The organism is Stutzerimonas tianxiuensis (assembly GCF_053470365.1).
Window position 1 is genome coordinate 16,020 of sequence record NZ_JBPVWS010000026.1, and the last position, 18,529, is coordinate 34,548.

Sequence of the window (18,529 nt, forward strand, 5' to 3'; positions counted from 1 at the left end):
CCTGATGGGGCCTTTTACTTACTGGGGGACTGCGCCCCTAGCTATGTCTTCCTCCATTTTCTTGACCGCTTCAGCATCAAATCCGTCCAACCGCTTTTCGTTACGACTAAGCGAGTTTTGCCGAACGTTCCCCTCAGATATCGTAAGGCTGCTACCACTCCCTGTAACTTGTTCAAGTGAAACCGTGTTCACTGTTGGAAGGTGGCCTGCAATGTTCAGCATGCCTATCCATTCCGACATGTCTACTTTACTCCAATCCATAAGGGCCATCTGGTCAGGAGTAATGCCTTCACAACTTGGATTTTCAACATCACCGTACTCAATACCAAGCTGGTCATGCGCAGCTTCTTGAACGATTCGGCCTACAACCGAACCATAGCAACAGTAGCTTTCTCGTTTCTCAACACAAGAGCCAAGAGCTTCTGAGGCACAATAACTTCCTACAAACGTGCACTGCCTTGTTTCTTTTTTTGCTCCAAGCTCGAACTCTTTTTCTTCGCATTCCCAGATAATGTTAATTAGAAGATCGACAATCACATAAACCATGTATACCCAGCCAATGATGTTGACGACCATCGTAGCCTGAGGGCCAAGCATCATCCCGCCGCCTTCTGCTGGAACAAACACAGCATTTGCGGCTACCTCAGCGCCCATATTAACCATGGCGTCATAGGCTTTCTGCATTAGCCATTCCTGGACCTGAGATACAAGCGTATCCTGGACAGTGCCCTGAAGCGTTTTGTTGAATGCACCAGTTGCGTTGTCAACTATCGTTGACCACTGCCCCTTTATGACTGAACTACCAGCGGACGTGATGGCATTCGTGCCTGCTTGCCAGTAACCATACTTCAGGCTCCCCCCAAGCCCGTGCGTGGATAGCGCTTCCATTGCACTAGCCATTTTCATAGTGTTCATTGTCAGATTCACATAATCGTAAATACTGACGCTTTCGGGAGCCTCACAACAATCGACATAGCCACCGAGCGCTTTCTTGCACTCCATTGCTTCGCCTTTGAATATCTTGCACTCGTTGGCAACCTCGATATCCGATCCGTCGCCACCGCAATCAAGATCATGCTCAGCGAACTGGGCAACTTGGAGCATTGCGACGGCGTATGCAAAGTCACCGCTTTTCTGGTTCGAGGTGTCGAAGCACTCGCTTCCCATGCACCTAGCGCCGCCAGGACATTCGATCTGAGTGCCGGTATTGACTACCGTGGGATAGCTGGTGTCATAGCCGCAGTCCCATATCTCCTCGTAGGCGTAGCATCCTCCCGACTCCCCAGAAGCCCCCTTAATACAGCTCTGGGAGATGAAACCGCAGTTGGGGTCTTTCTCGTACTGCTCACAGGTGTCCAGGTTTTCTTCGATTACACCGCAACCCTGCACACGGACCTGCTCTGCAAGTCTTGACGTACCCAATGGGCTCGCCGAGATTTGTTCATAAAGTGGATTACCAGGACAAATATTTATGCCTGAAATGGTTGCGCACTCTCCTTCATGCTGAACACCTTTGGTGACTGTAATCTGCCCCGAGCTGCACTTACCTTCCAGTACAGCTTGACCCTGATCTATGCAACTTTGCGGTGACCATACATCTTTGACCAGCTTAGAATGTCGAAAGGTAAACGTACCTGAAAGATCGTACTTACCACCATCATCACCACCTTGCTGATCCCTTATTTCAACAACAGCTTTAAGTCCATTTGCGCATGTCGGATACGTAATTACATTGTGGCTTACTGACGTGTCGAGTTGCCCGCCAAGCCCATGCTCAGCCCAAACATCAGCATCTGATAACTGTACGTATCCTTCATCATTAGCACACACTGCATCGTAATCGACCTTTGCTACACTGCCATTGAATACTGTCCCATCAGAGCCAGGTAGAGCTTTCCATGTGCCTGCGACGAAATCAAATTCTCCCCTGGCTATATTCCGCCCATTAGCAGCGAATTTGCCCACCAAACCAGTTGAGCGAAGTTCTATTTCATGATTTACAACACATGAATCCCCCCCGTTCTCAGGGCATTGCTCTTTGCCATTGGCATCAATGTAGCAGGCAAGATCCCCTTTGAAGAAAGAACAGTCAGCTGTCACTTCCGCTTCCCTGCAGAAGGGGTCTAGGTCGGGATGAGGGGATGGCTGCATGTCTGCTTGGCATGCAACCACACCATTCTCACTAATGCAGCCAGACGCATCTACTGCCGGCGCTTTAGTGCAAACAACGCTGCTCTCTTTGCAGAAACCATCGTTAATCATCTTGAGGAGTGGAAGGCGCTCTTCAGGCCCCCAACCATTGTCAATGATCGCTTTTGCTGGATCGTAATTAATGCGAATGCGTGCATAGCCTTCGCCCCGACCTGTGACTGACGTGCGTGTTTTGAATGTAATTACGTCCGAGTCTTGCTTTAGTTCGTTCGTGACATCCTTGTTGGGACTTACTCTCCAACTGGTACTTCTCTCGCACGCGCCCGCCGTCTCGGGAGGGAATACGCCCGGCGTGTGGGTCCATAGAAGAGAGTCATTGAAGTAGATCTGAAAGTAGTCATCGAACGTAGCTTGTTCAACAACCGCAGACAGGATGGCATCTTTATTGATAACCCTGAAGCGTGTGTATTCCTCGTAGATCGCGCATTTACCGCCCCAGTAATCGTTACCAACGGTGCCCACCCATACATATAGGCAACCTCTGCCGCATGACTGGTAGTTTGGCTGGCCCGAAACATACTCGACAACTCCTAGCGAATAGTCATGCTTGAAGGTCACATTGCCGCCTTCGTTTGCTACGCGCTCACAGGTGCGGTAATCAGAGATGTGAGACGTAGCCTGGCGTTCTTCAAAAACGTCTTTTCTGGAGCAGTCTGCAAAGTTCTCTTTGAAACCTTGCATGAAATCATTAGATCGAATCTCGTCCGTCTGGTTAAACATTGGATCATTCGAAAGATCCACAGCAGGCCGTTTGCCGCTATCAACCAGAATCCTGTATGCCTCGCCATCCATCGACGACTCACTTCTCAGCCGTGTGTTGGCCTGGATGCCAGCGTCAAGAGTGCCCGAGTCGTCTCCATACACCTCTTCCAAGGACGCGGTACCGCCGCCTTGGAGGTCAGGGAACAGATCCTGAAGCGTCTTCTGCGCCGCAGAAGGATCGAGCATCTGAATGCCCATTTGAGCGGTCTGATTGCCTAGCGTGGCGCTGGCAGCAATGGAATCGGCCCACGCCTTGAAGGCAACCGTATTGAGCTGAACCATGATGATGCCGCCAACAGCCAAGCGTCGGAGGGCATGTTTGAAGCTGGGTCGCATAGGTGCTACCTGGTGAAGGTGAGTACCAAGATGCTAGAGATACGCGAGAGGAAAAGGCGGTGGAATCTGACCAGATTCTGGCAGGCAAAAAAATAACCCCGGCTGGAAACAGCCGGGGTTTGGGGTTTTGTTGGCACTCATGCCGCCGCTGACTGAGGCGCTTCGAGAACCGATACTGCGCCTGATGCGGGTATCAGGCGGTGCAGCACAGCCCATGCTTTGACGAAGCGGGTGTCAGGGTTGGCCTTCTTCACTGTTGCTGCGATCTGATCAGGGACGAGGAACACTCGGCCGGAGTCGATCATCAGCTCTTTGAGTTCGGGGCAGTACAGTGCTATTGGCTCTTCGTGTTGTGGCATTTGATGTTCTCCAGGTGGGTGATCCCCAGAACCCTCACGCGGAGGGCTCTGGTGGATCACCCACAAGGGATGACCACGTTACGCGACTAGCTGGTTACCTACTCAAGGCATTGCCTTGAGCAGAAGGGTATTGACGCAAATATCTCGTGGATCAGGGCACCTTGGACGCATGCGCAGCATGCTTCTTGTCCAAGTGCTTCGCTAGCATCATGCCGACGCACGCTGCCACAGTGATCGTGAACAGCACGCCGGATATAGCCAAAACGAGCGTTTGTGTCGTGTCCATTTCATTCACCTGCGTTGTCTTTCTGGAAAAAGGATACCACCAGACCACCGACAATCAAGACCAGGCCGCTTACCACGCTGACCGCAATGGCTTGCGGATGCGAACCTGGAGTGATGATGCCGACGAACCCCGCAGCCAGCAAGCTACAGCCAATGCCGACGACAGTCTCCCTTAACCAACTAAGAACTTTATTAAAAAACATATTACACCTCGCAAATTAATGACGAGGCGCCCCCATAACGGGATTGCTCCCGTCAGGGTTTGATTATTTCCAACTCCAAGCTGTTAGCCCGAGTCAGTTTTCTTACGATGTAGCCCTCCTTATGTCCATAAAGGGCATAAGGGCGTTGTGTGCTTTCTGCAAATACCTGACCGATCCATAGGGCAGTCATTAAGTTGCGGAAGTACATACGCAGATCCTCAATGATTGAGAACAACCCATGGGATTGTTCCCAAAGGGTTGTTTCAATCAGAGCACCTGACGGGCTTTGATCGTTTTGGCGGTTTCAGTTTTTTCAACCGAAGCAACGCCGTAATCGAACGCTTTAAAGCCGACTTGGATGCCACCAACAATCAGCACTACTGCGATGATCAGAACTTTCATTATGTTTCTCCATTAGCTTAATGCAGACGGAGAAACGCCCGGCAGGGAGTTATCCCCGCGTGGGTTTTGTTGTGCAAACAAAAACGCAACGGACCTAAAGAGGAACGTTGATTCTGAATGCTTTCGATTAGGCCGGTTGAAGCTCCGACTTAGCTTTCCCAGGCCACAAAGTGACTCTGGTTTTTGCCTGACCGAAGATCGGTACAGGCTCTTGCCGAGTGCAACATGCACTTGACGAAGATTAGTGCGCTGAGGCGCGAAGGGATGAAACATGAAGCGATGTGTCGATTATACCGATCCACCTGCCAGCCTCAAGCATGCAGGCAAAAAAAACGCCCCGAAGGGCGTTGAATTCAGATTGCATGGGGAGAGATCACCTGATGACCGTTTTTCTCGCGAAATCGGTTAACGATTACCTCCATTGGCTCATGCAGCTTTACCGGATGCTTGAACCCTTCCCCCTCCATGTGGCGCAGGAGAATGACGCCCCCAGTCGATAGCTCCCAGAGGTGAACCTTCTGCTTGCCCCTTTTTGCCCAGGCCCTGCGGATGATGCTCGCGTTGCCTTGCAACTGTGCTGCCTCAAGGATTGCACTCATGATCCTCTCCTTCCATCCATGCAAGGAGAAGCCCCGCCAGGGATTTCTCCCTGGCAGGGGTTGTTTTACGCCACCATCAGACTGAGCTGGAACTGACCCTGGTTGGGATCACTTTCCGGCAGGCCTGGCATCTGGCTTTCCGAGTTGATTCCGAAGCTGCACAACTGGCCAGCACCGCAATTACCACCGCCGCAGATCTGCCCACAGTAGGAGGAAATTCCCTCCTGTCGCAGACTCACCACGCTGGGGTTTACAGCAGCAGTGATCGACACCCCTAATTCGAGCCCAACGGACTCAATCAACGGAAAGATCACTGACTGCCCAAGCACCTCATGCGCAGTCGTGTCAGGAAGCCCAGCGATTACCACCTCCGGGATGCCTTTCACTCGTGCGTGCTCGACAGGCGTGAGTAGCCGAGACAGTTGCGGGTTGGTCGGATGTACTAGGAAGGGCTCCGTGCTCCTGCACTTCGCATAACCACGTCCGATTGTTCCGCAGAAATCTTCAGCCCCACTTAGCAGTTGGCGTGAGAATCCTTTGCCGTCTGCCTTGTCGCGTACTTCCTTATTTGCGAGATAGTCGAAGGATTTGAACCGCTCAGAATCATGCGGAACATCCTCTAATACCTCATTAAGACTTCCCTCTTTCTCTTTCAGTTTGCTTAGCTCACTAAAATCGAAAACGTCAGGAAGCCCCTTACTTATCGCGACCACAACCAATCGGCTTCTACGCTCAAGAGCGCCAAAGTCGTTGCCATTCAACACAGCTTCCTTCAGCACATAGCCTTGAGAAACCAACTTCGCGCGAATAACAACCATAGAAGCAGACGTTTGATATTCCGGTACGTTCTCGATCAGGCAAATGCTTGGGTTCAGCGCTTTAACCGCATCGAGAAAATCAACAAACAAATCACCAGCTTTGGAGTGTTCCTCTGCCATGCTCAGTTTGTTCTTGCTGCGACCTGACTTCGATGCTCCTAAGCAGGGAATTCCTGCACAGATAACGTCGCACTGAAGAGGGTTATGCCCCCAGTTGACCTCTCTCACGTCAGAGCAGATCGCAACACTCTTTTCGTTCCACAGCTCAGGATTGTTGTCTAACGACGAATCCAAGTATTCCGGTTCAATTTCGACACCGACTTGGATAAACGACTTGATCCCTGCACGTCTAAGGCCGCTATGAAGTGCCTTATCCGCAACACCACCACCATGGAACAGGCTGGCTACTGCCAACGGCTCTCCGGTACGCAGCTTTTCCGTCAAACGCTTAACTCGTTCCCGGATCTTGGTTTCGATGTGCAGCGCTGTGATCACGATCCGACCTCGCCGGATTGCAACACGTACCCGCTCGATGTTCTCGAACACCTCGCTGAGTACCCTTGATCGAACCTCAATCAAGGGCACCACCACACCACGCCGCTCGCGCTTGGAGACAGTGAAAGTCTGGTCGTTCGCTACGGCCGGGGCCTCGCGAAGCTCCAAACGCTCCATCGCCTTGTTCTGCACGAGCTGGTAGCGCGCACCGATCTTCACGCCCGCCCTTTCGAGCTTTCGACCCTCAAGCCAAAGGCGCGCTACGTTTTTCGACTCACCGATCCTAGTGTTGATGACCGTTGACATAATTTTCTCCCTTCCTGGTTAAGTGCCCCAGGCAAAGAGAAACCCCGTGCGGGATTTCTCCCGCAGGGGCTATTTAGTTTGTGTATCGGCTTATGCAGCTAGCTGGTAAACACCGGGTTTCAAACGAACAAAGTAGCGCTCGTCTTGTAGAACCTGACGCACCTTAGCTTGCCAGTGTTGGTTATCACGCGATTTAGCATAGGGCTCCAATGCATCATTGATATCCTTCAGATGAAGAATCTTGTTGCCTTGAAGCACACGCCGAACCGCTGCTTTCCACGTAATACCAGTCATCGCAGCAGCGCGCTTTTCCATTGAACCAATAAGGAACAACGAAGATTCACGCTTAGCGAAAACAAGTAACTTTTCGTGGGCAATCCTGACAAAGTTTCCTTTGTAGGAGCTTGAGTCACTTTTACAATTGACCTTGATGACCTCATCGATCAGCCGGCCCGGCGCAATTCGTTCCACGAGTGAACTAAGGTTATAGTATGTACCTTTGGCGCGCATGTTGCCCATGAGGATTCCATATACGCCGCCACGTTCAACTGCGTCGTGGATATTCATAACGGCAAGTTCCAGTGCTTCAGTGAAGTCCTGGAAATTCATCCGTGACATATCCCACTTATTTGGCTCCCCCCACTCTTCGCCGCTATACTTGAGCATTCCCGCATCCGCACCCCAAAGTTCCCACCTCTATGGACATCAAATTTGCTCGCAAGATCAGATACTTAGGTTATTTCACACATGTCCATAAATTTTTCATGACATGAACAGCTCTTAGAGATGGCGCGTCCGCTGGCCTTCCAAATGCCAGCGCAGCATGGCAGAAAAAATTACTAGGCAATGGTCAATGAAAGCTTACTAAGAACCGATATCTGAGCGCATCGGTGATAGATAGGACGAGCATTCCCGCCTGAGTGCCTAACCTGACTGCAATAAAAAGAAGCAATACCATCACACAAAATTCTCAAATGGCGCGCCGTTCGACCTAAGGGCAGATGTTTCTTCGCTAGGGTCACATCCATATTCATCAGAGCACTCATGACATAATGCGCGAGGCCATTGCTCGACTAATAGAGATCGTAATCACCTAATGACTCTAACTGACGCTGTACTCGCAATACTTCTCGCCGCGCGAATTCATGGCACAGACGACGCCATTAAAGCTACTGCCAAGCGGCCTTACTTCGGCGACATAGAATCGTGCCCAGCCATTCACGTCCGGGGAACTGCTGGGACAACGCAGCGATGGAGAGCTTCTTCCGTTCGCTGAAGACCGAGCGGGTGTACCTGACGCGCTACGCCAGCTACCAGGAGGCGAAAACCGACCTGTTCGACTACATCCGCTTTTACAATCACCGCCGTCGCCACTCGACGTTGGGTTACATCAGTCCAATGGAGTTTGAGCGGCGAAACGCGAGCAGTAGCTCTTAACTACCTGTCCACCAGTTCCGGGACAGACCAGCGGCTGACACTGGAGGGAAGGCGCAGCGGTATCGATTTACCTGCTGCGTGAACGGCATTGATATTTTTAGTTGGGTTGCAGCTCAGATATCTGAGGCAAAAGGTACGAAGGTTCGCAGGTAAGCTCGCCTGCAATGCGGTACAGCTTTTCAACGGTAATGTTTACCTCACCACGCTCGATCCGCCCCACATAGCTGCGATCAATGTTGCAGGCCAGCGCCAGTGCATCCTGAGAAATCCGGCAAGCTTTCCTCTGCGCCCGGATGCGTTCCCCTAACGCTTTTGCCAACGTGCCCATGACCGTCCCAATTCCACCTGAGCCGGCACTATCGGGCGTTTGCGGATGTGCGAGCCACGGATTATAATCCGCATTTATTTCGCGCTAACTCTTCTGGTTCTTAATGAAATCGGCACCGTTTGTCTTCGACCGGCGTCTGTATGAGCTGCTGCAGGAGGAAGGGCGCGCGCAGTTCACGACCCGTGAACTACGCGATGCCTACGCCAAAAGCCTGAACGGCACGAGTTTTCGTATCGCCGATGTGCGCCGCTATGTGTATGAGCAGACTCGCCGAATGCTGCGCACCGGCTGGGTTGTTCTGGATAAAGACCGTCGTACTCGCGGGCAGGTCTATCACCTGCAGCCGGTTCCGGCGCATCTAGATCTGGAGCTGGTCGATAACGGGTTCGAGAACAGTCGAAAGCCAGCATGTGAGCCTGAGAAGGAACCTGCTTTGCTCGATGATGAAGCTGTAGCGCTTAAGCGCTCATCCGGGGCGGATGAGCGCTTGGAAACGCTCCATAAAGAAATCCGCTTGGATTTTCTATCATCGATGGGCGAGGCCGAGCGATTCAAACTGCTCCTAGAAGACATGCCGCACCTTCGGGATAAGATTGAAGGAGAGTACCTGGAGGCTAGAGACCGCAGCTCACGCCTGCTGGGACACCTGCGCGCCATTGAGAAGACCCTGCAGACGCTATCCGCCAAATGGTGACCAGATCACTTCGTGGCTGGCAAAACAGCTGCATCAATACTGCGCTGAAGCACTTTTCCACCACTCCGCATTTCTTTTGCCAGGCAACTCCTGGTGCCGGAAAAACGCGCATGGCCGCAGAACTCGCCAGCAGACTACTTGAGCAGGACAGCATCGATCTAGTGATGTGCTTCGCGCCCTCTTGTCAGGTAGTGGAGGGGTTCCGCTCGACCTTTTCTGCAGTACTTGGCAAGCGTCTCGACGGCCAGATTGGGGCCGTGGGCACGGCATTCACTTACCAAGCAATGGAGTTCCGAGACGAGGGGTTCTGGCAGCTGCTTGATGACTATCGTGTACTCGTAGTCTTCGATGAAATTCACCACTGCGCGGGCCATCATCCGACTCTCAGCAGCGCCTGGGGGCAGCAGATACTGCACCGGATACAGGATCGCGCGGCCTACACACTGGCTCTTTCTGGCACGCCATGGCGTTCGGATGAACGGGCTATTGCATTGGCCCGCTACTCCAGCCCCCTAGGGCATCTGATTTGCGACTACCGCTATGGTCTCGAAGAAGCTATTACCGACGGAGTATGCCGCTCTCCGCGTATTGTCTTGCTCGATAATCAGCGGGTAAAACTCACGGAAGAAATGGGTGCTGATAGCACTGTGAGGATGTTTCCCAGCATTGCGAGGCTATTGGGGGAATCCCCCGTCACCTACGAAGAACTGCTGCGACATGACGAGGTGATCGACCAACTGCTGGACCTTAGCTGCAAGAAACTGGATGAGCTTCGCCAGGTAAAACCTAATGCGGCTGGTTTGGTCGTCGCCACCGACACTGAGCATGCGCATCAGATTGCCTTGGCTCTAGAAACCAGAGGTGAAGGTTGTCGGCTTGTGACCAACAAAACCCCTGAGGCGCAGCAGGTCATCAATACATTCCGGCATAGCGCATGTCGTTGGATTGTTGCCATTGGAATGATCAGCGAAGGCACTGATATCCCCCGCCTCCAAGTGTGCTGCTACCTCAGTCGAATCCGCACCGAGTTGCACTATCGCCAAGTGCTCGGCCGGGTGCTTCGGCGCACTGGCGAGAGCGATGGCCAAGCCTGGTTGTTCATGTTGGCGGAGCCAGTGCTACGGAGCTTTGCTGAGCGAATTGCGGATGATCTTCCGGATGACCTTGCGGTGCTGAATGAGGTGCATATACCTGCCCTCACTTCAGTCTCAAACACTGGCTGGATTGAGCCTGCCGGGAATACCGACGCGCTGGAAAGCTGCACTAAAACTGGGTCTAAGCAGGCTACCGATTTAGGCTCTACAGCCACCGTCCATCTGGCGGACTTTGTGGCTGAACCGAGCCATCAGGTCAGCTTCTCCAAGCACTATCGGCAACAATTGCTGGCCTGCTTCTGATGCCCCCAATCATCACTCATCGCATTGGGCATCCGCACCTGACCGACACCCCTAAATCTATGAGCTTTAGCGAACTCTTAAACATCACCATCAAGATCGTCCAAGGTGCTGGAGAACTGCTTGTGGCGGAGTGGCGGCGTCCATCTGGTCCTCGTGGGTGCGGGGACAAGGCGGAGGTCGACCTCGAGATTGAAGTCCTGCTGCGGGCAGAACTTCTCGCGGCTCTGGACTGTGATTTCTGGGGAGAGGAAACGGGCTCTAGGTTGACTGGTGCAGACTGCTGTTGGGTCGTTGATCCTAATGACGGTACTGCGGATTTTCTCCGCGGCCGAAAGGGGACAGCGCTTTCGGTCGGCCTGTTGATGAATGCGAAACCTGTCCTGGGTGTGGTGTATGCGCCGGTCACGAACGATCGCGGTCCAGACTGTATCGCCTGGTGCCAAGGACTGGGCGGCATCTATAGAAATGGTCAACTCCTAACGAGCTCAATCAACCATCGTCAGCTGGAAGCCGGCAGCAAGGTACTGGTGAGTACAGGAGCTCTGACGAAGCCGAAGATCAATGAAGTGTTATGCGCTCCCGCAGAGTACAGACCGATGCCCAGCATCGCGTACCGCCTCGCTACCGCAGCCGCAGGAGATGGCGTTGCGGCCGTCTCGATTGCTCCAGTGTCCGCTCATGACGTGGTGGCTGGTCACGCAATTCTCAGAGGGGCTGGAGGTGTTCTGGTCGACCAGATTGGGGAGCCCATCACCTACGAAAGTGAGGCGAAGCTCTCGAAGGTGTCGACTCGTTGTTTCGGTGGAGCACCGCAGGCATGTGCGGCTCTGGCGGGTAGAGATTGGGGAAGGGTTTTTGCTTAGTGCGGAACGCTAAACCATAACCTTGGATACCCGCACGATGCCGCCGCCGGCCAATCCCGTCCTTTTCCTCGACTTTGATGGTGTACTGCATCCGGACGCCGTTTTCATGACACAGAATGGGCCGACATTGCGAGCTGAAGGCTCGCTTTTCATGTGGTCGGATCTATTGGTTGAGGCGCTGGAGGATTTCCCCCACGTCCAGGTGGTATTGAGTACAAGCTGGGTGCGCCATCTAGGCTTTTCACGGGCGCGAAGTTACCTGCCCGCCCGGCTAAAGGCCCGGGTGATCGGCGCGACTTGGCATAGCGCGATGGGAAAAGGCTGGGTTGATCAGAATTGGTGGGACACAGCCGCTCGATACGAACAAATCTGCCGATACGTGAATCGCGCCCACCTTCCAAACTGGGTGTCGGTCGACGACGACTCCGATCGGTGGCCAAAGGAGGCACTGGGTCATTTGGTTTGCTGTGATGGCCAGCAGGGCTTGGCCCAACCCGGACGTGTTGAAGACCTTCGCAGCCGCCTAATGCAAGCCACATTTGGCCGGAGGTAGGTACCTATCAGGCAGCTGCCGGCCAGAGGTGGATTACCCCTCCTGGAAATTCATAAATTGTTGTTCACATACCTGCCCCTCAATGCAGCGATGGAGACTCGCCATGACCATGCCTATCGAACGTACTGCTGCACTTATGGAAGTGCGCAGTTTTCTATACGCCCTGACAAGCAGCAGCGAGGTCAGCGATGAGATAAAGCGCCAGGCCTCACGTGCCCTGCGCCACTACCCCTCAGCCCGAGAGGTGGACATGCTTGCTGCAAAAGAGGAGTACATACGCAGAATGGGGGGGACCGTTCCAGCTCACCTACTCATTACCGCCAAGCTTGATGAGACTGGCCGTATTCAGAAGCTTATTGAAGAAGATCGCGACATCAGAACCTGATAACTGCGGGAGACACTGATGGCCAGAAATTTTGGCGCAGATCTGAAGAGGATCCTCAGTGGGGACAACCTCACCTAAGTGAGCCCAGTTGCTTCTCTGCATGGGCTTCAGTGGCGAGTGGCCACGGATGCTTACAGGTGCAGGCTATCGACTCAGTAACCGTGGTTTGTCACCGTAGCAACGCCTTGGTTACGGTGACAGGATTTGCGTTATAGGCACCACTCTCGGCCATCGATCATGTACCCAAGCGTACTCTTCTGGTGGTTCTGTGGTCACTACGTACACACGCCGCTGATCCTCTTCTCCGATTACCAGGCACTCCAAGGCGTACCCCTCCGGCACATTGAACCAATGTGAGGGCCGATGCTTATCGCCAACGTGGCCTTCTTTCTCCATAAGCCGCTGCACCATGGCTAGGGCTCGCTGGGGGTGGTGCTTCTTCCAGACTCCCGTGTGGATTGATTCGAGTTTTGCCCAGCCACCAGGTGGACTGCCACCTATCTCCTCCCTGCGGCGCCCCCAGTGGATCCAGTCGATCTGGCCTCCATCTGGAAACATGACGGGTAAGGCTGCCTTGGGATTAGGGAAGTAGATTTTCCAGACCTTGTCCGCCTCGCGGGCTTCCACGCCTCCACACATACCTGGCTCCTCACGCTGCGCGCAGTTGCACATTCGACATCTACCACCTTGTTCTAGACTGCCTGGGCAGGACGCGCCCCCCCAATTAGCAAAGGACTTGCCTCATGGGATTTCTGACTCTCTCTCGCCGCGAAGGCGAGATGATCCGCCTTACCATCGACCCCGGCGTCGACACCGAGAAACTCCTCAAGCAGCTGCTGCGCGATGGGATTACCGTGCATATAGACGCTATCAAGCGTCACGGTCGAGCTCGCATCAGCATCGAAGCACCCAAGCAGATGGCCATTCTTCGCGATGAGTTGGTAGACGCCTGACGGTTTGGTAGCCCTGCCTCCTGTCGGAGCTGTGCTGGGCTTCTGTTGACCTAAGCTGGGCCTTCTCGAATACTGTATTTATATACAGCATTGTTCAGAGGTACCCCAATGTCTCTTTCCATCCTTGCTCGCGGTGAGCGCCTCCGGGAACGCTTGCTCACTGATGTGGCCGACCTGCGGATAACCGGCTTCCAATCACCTGCCGAGGACGAAAAGGAAGAAGGACTGTCCCTTGATCGGCTGACAGGCCTAGGGGCGCCGCATATCTGGGGGGTGCAGGTACTGGATGACACGTTGCTTGGCTTCGGCATCTTCCCGGGAGACCGGTTGATCGTGAACCGTGCGGCGTGCCAGCTGGATAACAGGTTTGTGGTCGTCGATCTCGGTGATGAGGGTTACCGCGTACGTCTCGTTGCACGAGATCTGTTTGGTGGCCGCTGGCTTAAAGCCGCCGATCCGATCGTGCCGGATGTTCAGCTGGATGGTGACGTGCCGATCGAGGTGTGGGGCGTGGTGAGCTGGGTGGTCAGCCATGTGGCGCCATGAACACTTCTCGCCGGTTATTCGCGCTGATCGACTGCAACTGCTTCTACTGCAGCTGTGAGCGCATTTGCCGGCCCTGGCTCAAGCGCCGCCCAGTAGTCGTGCTGTCCAACAATGACGGCTGCGTGATTGCCCGCAGTGCTGAGGCCAAGGCCATAGGTATTGGCATGGGCGCAGCCTACTACCAAGTGCGCGAACAGATGCGCCATCAGGGTGTGGTGGCGTGCTCCAGTAACTACGCGCTCTATGCGGATATCAGCAACCGCGTGATGCGAATCATGGCCGAGATGCTGCCTGGCATTGAGGTCTACTCCATCGACGAGGCCTGGGGGGATATGACCGGTATTGCTGATCCGGGAGCACTTGGCCGGAGCATTCGCGAACGCCTGGCGCAAGAGATCGGCATGCCGGTAGGAGTCGGGATCAGCAACACCAAGACGCTGGCCAAGCTGGCGAACTGGGCGGCAAAGAAGTGGAAAGGCACTGGTGGTGTGCTGGATCTGAGTGATCCGGTCCGCCAGGAGAGGCTGTTGCGTTTGGCGCCGGTAAGCGAGGTCTGGGGTGTTGGGCACCGCTCGGCATCTCGGTTGACCGCTTTGGGTATATCCACCGCCTGGGATCTGGCGCAGTTCGACATTGCCACCCTGCGTAAGACTTTCGGCGTAACCATGGAGCGCACCGCGCGGGAGCTGCAGGGCATCAGCTGTATCGGCTTCAACGAGGGGCCGCCACCGAAGGAGGCCATTTGCTCGAGCAAGATGTTTGGCGTGCGCCAGACGGAGCTGCCGCCGATCCGCGAGGCGCTGGCCGCCTACGTGACTAGAGCCGCGGAGAAGCTGCGCAGCCAGGCCTCGCTATGCAGCACCATCCAGGTTGGACTGCAGACGCAGCTGGCGGCTCTGGACGGGCCGCGCTACGCCAATGCCATCACTCTGGCTTTACCAGCTCCCACAGATGATACACGCGAGATACTGGCGCTTGCCCAGCGCGGCTTGGGTCAGATTTACCGCCCTGGTTACCCGTTCTCGAAATGCTCGATTCTGCTGATGGACCTAAGCCAGCGCGGCGAGCTGACGCCGGATCTATTTGCGCCTGAACCGCGTCGCGGCGCCGAGCGGTTAATGGCAGTTGTCGACCAGATCAACCAACGCGAAGGAAGGGGCACTGTGCGAGTTGGGCGGGTACCGGCGGCGCCGGCCTGGGCGATGCGCAGAGAGATGTTGAGCCCGAGATACACCACGCACTGGAGTGAAGTGATCGGAGTGCGTGGGTAGCTACCCTGCGTGGGCAGCAGCTATCGGCCAATAGCGGACTGTTAGGGCCGATTCAGTCCTAGTGAATGACGGCCTATTTGATGACCTGCTCGGCTGGCTCTATGAGGGCTTTGTTACTGCCTCGCCAACGCACCGATTCGATGTTCTCTGCGTCGGCGCTCATACCGGCTCTGTCAGCCTTACCAGGAAGGTCGCAAACGCAAATCGCAAGTGGATCAGGCGACTACCAGATCAAGCAACCTGACTGCTTGCCGTCGTCGCGAGCGGAACCTTATTTTTTAGTAGCGAATCTTTGATGTAAGCATGCTACGACCGCCCACCAGCATGCGGAAACTATGTTGTTCGGTCATTGATGGCAAAGTAGTATCAATCTGCACACCAAACCGATCTAAATGGACTTGATGCATGGAAAACACCACCGATAGGGACGCGCGCGCCCGCCATCGTCATGCGAACATTTCGCCCTTCCTGGCAAGTGCCAGCACACTTCGTACAGGCGAAGACCAACTACCTGGGTATTACTGCGAGCAGCAGCAGATGTGGGTAGTCGACACCGAGCAAGGCGTTCTACCCATCATCAATGAGCAGGCGCTCTCGCAGCTGAAAACGAAGACTCGTGCAGATGGCGAAGAGGATGACGAGCACACCGGTGGAAAACACTGACGTGGTACAGAACCGGCGACATTGGCCGTCTGGACGAACAGGGCTTCCTCTACGTGGTGGATCGCTTAAAGGACATGATCATCAGCGGTGGCGAAAACATCTATCCCGCAGAACTGGAGGCGGTGATCGCGTCGCTGCCCGGCGTGGCCGAGGTTGCCGTGGTGGGCAAGGCCGACGAGCGCTGGGGCGAGGTGCCGATCGCATTTGTGGTCGCGACCCAACCAGGCGCTACCGACGAGGCCTCGATTGTCGAGGCATGCCGCCAGCGATTGGCGGGCTTCAAATGCGTGAAGTCTGTGCACATGCTTGAGGCCCTGCCCCGCAGCTCTGTGGGCAAGGTGTTGAAAAGACAGTTGCTTGCCTGAGCTTCTTAGGTGTTGTTGCACAGGAGCGGCACAGGCGGATCGAGGATGTCGATCCGTTTCAGGTATTCAGCCACCCCGCTCGCCCGGTTAGCGAGCGGGGCCCGCAACGTTACTGCTTCGGAAACTCCGCAGCGATGCCCTGGACGTAGTAGTCCATACCTGCCAGATCCGCATTGCTGGCCGTGGCTCCTGGCGCAATTCTGACCTTGCCGGATTGGTCGGCAACCGGGCCATCGAAGGGGTGGAACGTGCCGCTCTTGATCGAGGCAATGATCTGCTGCGCCTCGGCCTTAAATTCAGCGGGAACGATATCGCTGATCGGCATGGTCAGGGCGTCATCGGCCAGCCCACCCCAGTAGTCAGCCGATTTCCAAGTGCCGTTCAGTACAGACTCAGTAGTGCGGATGTAGAACGGCGCCCAGTTGTATTCGATGGAGGTAATTACCGACTTGGGGCCGAAGCTGGCCATGTTGGAGGCATAGCCCACCGAGTACACCCCGCGGCGCTCGGCTGCCTGAATCGGTGCTGGGCTGGCGGTGTGCTGGAAGATCACATCGGCGCCCTGGTCGATAAGCGTGTTGGTGGCGTCGGATTCCTTGCCGGGATCGAACCAGGTGTTCAGCCACACCACTTTAACCACCGCCCCTGGGTTGTACTTGTTCAACGCGACCTGAATAGCATTGATGTCGCGGATAACCTCAGGAATCGGAAAGGACGCGACATAACCGACGGTCTTGCTCTTGGTCATTTTCGCGGCCAGGTAGCCGGCCACGTAGCGCCCTTCGTACGAGGTCGACAGGTAGGTGCCGAGGTTCGTGCTGCGCTTGTAGCCAGTGGCGTGTTCGAACGCGGTCTTGGGGAATTGCTTGGCCACGTTGGCCATCGGGTTCATGTAGCCAAACGAGGTGCCGAAGATCAGGTCGTAGCCGCTTTTTGCCATGTTGCGGATCACCCGTTCGGAGTCCGCGCCATCGGCAACGTTTTCGACGTAGGTGGTCTGGACTTTCTCGCCCAGCGCCTGCTCCAACGCCTTACGGCCCTGCTCGTGTTGATATGTCCAACCGTGGTCGCCAATCGGACCGGTGTAGACGAAGCCGACCTTGAGCGGCTCGTCGGCGTATGCGGTGATGGCTGCTGCCAGACCGATACCACTCAATAACCCTGCCAGTACTTTCCTGAATCCAGGCATGTTCATGCGCGTATTGCTCCCCATACGTTATTGGTTAGGCGGTTAGCCCGGGATAAAGGCAGGCATTGAAACAGGCTCCGTCTGCGCGGCTGTGATCACATCGAATAGGTTTTGCGGAACATGTTTTTGTAGTGGTCTTCGACGCTGATGACCGGGTACTTGGGTGACTCGCCGGGTGCCAGGCAGGCCTGGATGCAGGCGATTTCGTGGGCGATGTTGCCGGAGTAGAAATAAGGCACCGAATAGCGCTCGTTACCCGAGACATTGACCACGCGGTGCAGGGTCGATTTGTACAAATCGTTGGTCCAGCGCGCGATCAGATCGCCGAGGTTGACCACGTAGGCCTCGGGAACCGGTGTGGCCCAGATCCAGCCATTGCGCTCCTGATCCCACACCTGCAACCCGGCGTTTTCATCCTGCAACAGCAGAGTCAGGCCACCCCAGTCGGTATGCGCACCACAGCCCTTCTCGCCCGGTGCCGCAGTGGTCGGCTGCGGTGGGTAATGCAGCAGGCGCAGCGTGGTCATGGCGTCCTCGCAGAACGCGGCAAAGTGCTGCTCCGGCAGGCCCAGCGACAGAGCCACGCCCTGCATCAGCAGGCGAGCCACTGACTCCAGTTCCCGCTGGTAGGCCTCCATGGTTTGGCGAAACTCGGGGAGGTCTGCCGGCCACAGGTTCGGCCCCTGATTGAATTTGCCAGCCAGCACATCGGGATGATCCAGCGGCTTGTCCTGGCCGATGTAAAAGCCTTCTTTGACGTCCGGTGGCGCGCCGGCTTCGAGCACCTGATTACGCAACGGTTCGTAGCCCCGATTGGCCATGGAGAGTGACTTGTCGACCTTGCGCTTTTCTTCGGGCGGCAGAGCAAACAGCGTGGCCGCCTGGTCGATCACCTGCTGCTGCAAAGCTGCCGGTACACCATGACCGATGACGTAGAAAAAACCTTTGTCACGACAGGCCTGGCCGATTTGCTGACTGACCCGGGTGCGTTCGATCAGTGATGCCGAGCGCAGGCCCGAGATGTCGATAACTGGAAGCGTGGTGGCCTGCGAGGCCTCCAGAGGTGACGGTGCGAGTTGGGCGTGTGCCATGTGAGCGACTCCTACTTG

Annotated in this window: 20 protein-coding genes and 2 pseudogenes; 12 read left to right on the top strand and 10 right to left on the bottom strand. The window is 55.1% G+C overall.

All coding sequences use genetic code 11. The features are described from left to right. Positions 1-18 precede the first annotated feature (18 nt). The 7 genes from traN to ACSSNI_RS21805 form a co-directional block, all read right to left on the bottom strand. Positions 19-3,255 carry a conjugal transfer mating pair stabilization protein TraN gene (gene traN / locus ACSSNI_RS21775; protein WP_173425593.1) on the bottom strand — a complete coding sequence of 1,079 codons (3,237 nt, stop codon included), beginning with the start codon at positions 3,253-3,255 and terminating at the stop codon, positions 19-21. Between the two features lie 191 nt (positions 3,256-3,446). Continuing rightward, positions 3,447-3,668: a hypothetical protein gene (locus tag ACSSNI_RS21780; protein WP_019406488.1), complete on the bottom strand. Its 222-nt coding sequence runs from the start codon at positions 3,666-3,668 to the stop codon at positions 3,447-3,449. 287 nt (positions 3,669-3,955) lie between these two features. After that, a complete protein-coding gene (locus ACSSNI_RS21785) occupies positions 3,956-4,156 on the bottom strand; it encodes a hypothetical protein (RefSeq protein ID WP_026012503.1) in 201 nt (66 codons plus the stop codon). Between the two features lie 267 nt (positions 4,157-4,423). Continuing rightward, positions 4,424-4,558 carry a hypothetical protein gene (locus ACSSNI_RS21790; RefSeq protein WP_019406491.1) on the bottom strand — a complete coding sequence of 45 codons (135 nt, stop codon included), beginning with the start codon at positions 4,556-4,558 and terminating at the stop codon, positions 4,424-4,426. A 353-nt stretch (positions 4,559-4,911) separates the two neighbouring features. Further along, positions 4,912-5,157, bottom strand: a complete 246-nt coding sequence (locus ACSSNI_RS21795; RefSeq protein WP_019406492.1) for a hypothetical protein — start codon at positions 5,155-5,157, stop codon at positions 4,912-4,914. A gap of 65 nt (positions 5,158-5,222) precedes the next feature. Further along, entirely contained in the window at positions 5,223-6,776 is a 1,554-nt protein-coding gene (locus ACSSNI_RS21800) for a DNA cytosine methyltransferase (protein WP_063541855.1), read from the bottom strand. A 90-nt stretch (positions 6,777-6,866) separates the two neighbouring features. Beyond that, entirely contained in the window at positions 6,867-7,442 is a 576-nt protein-coding gene (locus tag ACSSNI_RS21805) for a DNA adenine modification methylase (RefSeq protein WP_448260269.1), read from the bottom strand. Positions 7,443-7,872: 430 nt separating this feature from the next. On the opposite strand from ACSSNI_RS21805, the pseudogene ACSSNI_RS21810 reads away from it, so the two are divergent. Both ACSSNI_RS21810 and ACSSNI_RS21815 read left to right on the top strand, forming a co-directional pair. After that, positions 7,873-7,956: pseudogene (locus ACSSNI_RS21810) on the top strand (DUF7740 domain-containing protein); the annotation flags it as partial. Between the two features lie 8 nt (positions 7,957-7,964). Next, positions 7,965-8,213: pseudogene (locus ACSSNI_RS21815) on the top strand (integrase core domain-containing protein); the annotation flags it as partial. A gap of 97 nt (positions 8,214-8,310) precedes the next feature. Here the strand turns inward: ACSSNI_RS21815 and ACSSNI_RS21820 are convergent. Further along, complete coding sequence (locus tag ACSSNI_RS21820; RefSeq protein ID WP_200638701.1) at positions 8,311-8,541, bottom strand: helix-turn-helix domain-containing protein; 231 nt, start codon at positions 8,539-8,541, stop codon at positions 8,311-8,313. 103 nt (positions 8,542-8,644) lie between these two features. Between ACSSNI_RS21820 and ACSSNI_RS21825 the strand changes: the two genes are divergently transcribed. The 10 genes from ACSSNI_RS21825 to ACSSNI_RS21870 all read left to right on the top strand — a co-directional run bounded on the left by ACSSNI_RS21825 (position 8,645) and on the right by ACSSNI_RS21870 (position 16,231). Next, complete coding sequence (locus tag ACSSNI_RS21825; RefSeq protein ID WP_200638699.1) at positions 8,645-9,235, top strand: hypothetical protein; 591 nt, start codon at positions 8,645-8,647, stop codon at positions 9,233-9,235. Beyond that, the gene (locus ACSSNI_RS21830) at positions 9,232-10,632 is read left to right on the top strand and encodes a DEAD/DEAH box helicase (RefSeq protein ID WP_200639759.1); all 1,401 of its coding nucleotides are present in this window, start codon (positions 9,232-9,234) and stop codon (positions 10,630-10,632) included. The genes ACSSNI_RS21825 and ACSSNI_RS21830 overlap by 4 nt, the downstream gene beginning before the upstream one ends. A 59-nt stretch (positions 10,633-10,691) precedes the next feature. Next, positions 10,692-11,495, top strand: coding sequence for an inositol monophosphatase family protein (locus ACSSNI_RS21835; protein ID WP_200639758.1), 804 nt, complete (start codon positions 10,692-10,694; stop codon positions 11,493-11,495). Positions 11,496-11,532: 37 nt separating this feature from the next. Then, a complete protein-coding gene (locus tag ACSSNI_RS21840; protein WP_200638697.1) occupies positions 11,533-12,048 on the top strand; it encodes an HAD domain-containing protein in 516 nt (171 codons plus the stop codon). A gap of 103 nt (positions 12,049-12,151) precedes the next feature. Beyond that, a complete protein-coding gene (locus tag ACSSNI_RS21845; protein ID WP_200638695.1) occupies positions 12,152-12,433 on the top strand; it encodes a BPSL0761 family protein in 282 nt (93 codons plus the stop codon). Positions 12,434-13,176: 743 nt separating this feature from the next. Continuing rightward, complete coding sequence (locus ACSSNI_RS21850) at positions 13,177-13,386, top strand: carbon storage regulator (RefSeq protein WP_200638693.1); 210 nt, start codon at positions 13,177-13,179, stop codon at positions 13,384-13,386. A 108-nt stretch (positions 13,387-13,494) separates the two neighbouring features. Continuing rightward, positions 13,495-13,932, top strand: coding sequence for a S24 family peptidase (locus tag ACSSNI_RS21855; RefSeq protein ID WP_200638691.1), 438 nt, complete (start codon positions 13,495-13,497; stop codon positions 13,930-13,932). Then, positions 13,929-15,203: a translesion error-prone DNA polymerase V subunit UmuC gene (gene umuC, locus ACSSNI_RS21860; RefSeq protein ID WP_200638690.1), complete on the top strand. Its 1,275-nt coding sequence runs from the start codon at positions 13,929-13,931 to the stop codon at positions 15,201-15,203. The genes ACSSNI_RS21855 and umuC overlap by 4 nt, the downstream gene beginning before the upstream one ends. Positions 15,204-15,608: 405 nt before the next feature. Beyond that, entirely contained in the window at positions 15,609-15,866 is a 258-nt protein-coding gene (locus tag ACSSNI_RS21865) for a hypothetical protein (RefSeq protein WP_017678258.1), read from the top strand. 74 nt (positions 15,867-15,940) lie between these two features. Next, positions 15,941-16,231 (top strand): AMP-binding enzyme, encoded by a 291-nt coding sequence (locus tag ACSSNI_RS21870; RefSeq protein WP_017678257.1) that lies wholly within the window; start codon positions 15,941-15,943, stop codon positions 16,229-16,231. A gap of 109 nt (positions 16,232-16,340) precedes the next feature. On the opposite strand, the gene ACSSNI_RS21875 is transcribed toward ACSSNI_RS21870, so the two are convergent. Both ACSSNI_RS21875 and ACSSNI_RS21880 read right to left on the bottom strand, forming a co-directional pair. Further along, complete coding sequence (locus ACSSNI_RS21875) at positions 16,341-17,426, bottom strand: BMP family ABC transporter substrate-binding protein (protein ID WP_079456520.1); 1,086 nt, start codon at positions 17,424-17,426, stop codon at positions 16,341-16,343. Positions 17,427-17,515: 89 nt separating this feature from the next. Then, the gene (locus tag ACSSNI_RS21880) at positions 17,516-18,511 is read right to left on the bottom strand and encodes an isopenicillin N synthase family dioxygenase (protein ID WP_017678255.1); all 996 of its coding nucleotides are present in this window, start codon (positions 18,509-18,511) and stop codon (positions 17,516-17,518) included. Positions 18,512-18,529 lie beyond the last annotated feature (18 nt).

What these genes read in the sequence shown, in the direction of transcription:
- traN (WP_173425593.1), bottom strand. Translation starts at nt 3,255, where the DNA reads ATGGTTCAGCTCAATACGGTTGCCTTCAAGGCGTGGGCCGATTCCATT.
- ACSSNI_RS21780 (WP_019406488.1), bottom strand. Translation starts at nt 3,668, where the DNA reads ATGCCACAACACGAAGAGCCAATAGCACTGTACTGCCCCGAACTCAAA.
- ACSSNI_RS21785 (WP_026012503.1), bottom strand. Translation starts at nt 4,156, where the DNA reads ATGTTTTTTAATAAAGTTCTTAGTTGGTTAAGGGAGACTGTCGTCGGC.
- ACSSNI_RS21790 (WP_019406491.1), bottom strand. Translation starts at nt 4,558, where the DNA reads ATGAAAGTTCTGATCATCGCAGTAGTGCTGATTGTTGGTGGCATCCAA.
- ACSSNI_RS21795 (WP_019406492.1), bottom strand. Translation starts at nt 5,157, where the DNA reads ATGAGTGCAATCCTTGAGGCAGCACAGTTGCAAGGCAACGCGAGCATC.
- ACSSNI_RS21800 (WP_063541855.1), bottom strand. Translation starts at nt 6,776, where the DNA reads ATGTCAACGGTCATCAACACTAGGATCGGTGAGTCGAAAAACGTAGCG.
- ACSSNI_RS21805 (WP_448260269.1), bottom strand. Translation starts at nt 7,442, where the DNA reads ATGCTCAAGTATAGCGGCGAAGAGTGGGGGGAGCCAAATAAGTGGGAT.
- ACSSNI_RS21820 (WP_200638701.1), bottom strand. Translation starts at nt 8,541, where the DNA reads ATGGGCACGTTGGCAAAAGCGTTAGGGGAACGCATCCGGGCGCAGAGG.
- ACSSNI_RS21825 (WP_200638699.1), top strand. Translation starts at nt 8,645, where the DNA reads ATGAAATCGGCACCGTTTGTCTTCGACCGGCGTCTGTATGAGCTGCTG.
- ACSSNI_RS21835 (WP_200639758.1), top strand. Translation starts at nt 10,692, where the DNA reads ATGAGCTTTAGCGAACTCTTAAACATCACCATCAAGATCGTCCAAGGT.
- ACSSNI_RS21840 (WP_200638697.1), top strand. Translation starts at nt 11,533, where the DNA reads ATGCCGCCGCCGGCCAATCCCGTCCTTTTCCTCGACTTTGATGGTGTA.
- ACSSNI_RS21845 (WP_200638695.1), top strand. Translation starts at nt 12,152, where the DNA reads ATGACCATGCCTATCGAACGTACTGCTGCACTTATGGAAGTGCGCAGT.
- ACSSNI_RS21850 (WP_200638693.1), top strand. Translation starts at nt 13,177, where the DNA reads ATGGGATTTCTGACTCTCTCTCGCCGCGAAGGCGAGATGATCCGCCTT.
- ACSSNI_RS21855 (WP_200638691.1), top strand. Translation starts at nt 13,495, where the DNA reads ATGTCTCTTTCCATCCTTGCTCGCGGTGAGCGCCTCCGGGAACGCTTG.
- umuC (WP_200638690.1), top strand. Translation starts at nt 13,929, where the DNA reads ATGAACACTTCTCGCCGGTTATTCGCGCTGATCGACTGCAACTGCTTC.
- ACSSNI_RS21865 (WP_017678258.1), top strand. Translation starts at nt 15,609, where the DNA reads ATGGAAAACACCACCGATAGGGACGCGCGCGCCCGCCATCGTCATGCG.
- ACSSNI_RS21870 (WP_017678257.1), top strand. Translation starts at nt 15,941, where the DNA reads ATGATCATCAGCGGTGGCGAAAACATCTATCCCGCAGAACTGGAGGCG.
- ACSSNI_RS21875 (WP_079456520.1), bottom strand. Translation starts at nt 17,426, where the DNA reads ATGAACATGCCTGGATTCAGGAAAGTACTGGCAGGGTTATTGAGTGGT.
- ACSSNI_RS21880 (WP_017678255.1), bottom strand. Translation starts at nt 18,511, where the DNA reads ATGGCACACGCCCAACTCGCACCGTCACCTCTGGAGGCCTCGCAGGCC.